Annotated in this window: 1 protein-coding gene; it reads left to right on the top strand. The window is 67.9% G+C overall.

Annotated features, from left to right (window positions below; all coding sequences use genetic code 11):
- Nucleotides 1-529: transposase (locus VXC91_RS46330; protein ID WP_329513325.1), on the top strand; the 529-nt coding region annotated here is incomplete at its 5' end.
- Nucleotides 530-769: the final 240 nt, after the last annotated feature.

The raw sequence follows: 769 nt of genomic DNA, 5'->3' as shown, positions 1-769 counted from the left end.
GGTCGCCGAGATACCCGCCTACACCGCGTTCGCCAGCCGCAAGAAGGCAGAGCGGGTCACCGCCCGGTTGATCGTGCGCCGGGTCCGTGACCTGGCCAAACCCGCCGTCGTGGGAGAGCAGGGTGAGTTGTTCCCCCTCTGGCGCTACCACCCGTTCTTCACCGACAACCCCGCTCCGACGCTCCAGGCGGAGCGGGAACACCGCCACCACGCCGTCGTCGAACAGGTCATCGCCGACAGCAAAGCCTCCGCCCTGGCCCACCTGCCGTCGGGACACTTCCACGCCAACTCCGCCTGGCTGACCCTGTGGGCCATGGCCTACAACCTGCTGCGTGCCACCGGAGCACTGACCTCCGCCTTCCACGCCAGGGCCACCACCGCCACCCTTCGTGCCCACCTGATCCACGTCCCGGCCCGCCTCGCCCGCTCCGCCCGGCGCATCACCCTGCACCTGCCGCACAACTGGCGCTGGCAGCACGCCTGGAGACACCTCTTCGACACCGTCCACGCCCCACCCGAACCCGGCTGACAGCCCCTGCCCACCCGCCCGTCAGGGCCCGACCGGAACCGAACCTGTGGAAAAGCTGGGCAGACCAGCGGATACCACCTGCCCAGGCACAGACACCAACCCGAAGCCCGCTCAAAAACCCGTCAGAAGATCCATTTCAGGCCACGTCGGTGGATCAAGGCTAAGACAATCGCAAGCCCGGACGTCTCAGCCAAGTCCGGGCACCCCAGATCAGGGGCCTGCACTACCTGGACTCATCTG

This window comes from Streptomyces chiangmaiensis (assembly GCF_036281785.1).
Taxonomy (GTDB): Bacteria; Actinomycetota; Actinomycetes; order Streptomycetales; family Streptomycetaceae; genus Streptomyces; species Streptomyces chiangmaiensis.
Note: the sequence above shows the minus strand (reverse complement) of the source record. Positions and strands in the feature narration are given on the sequence as shown.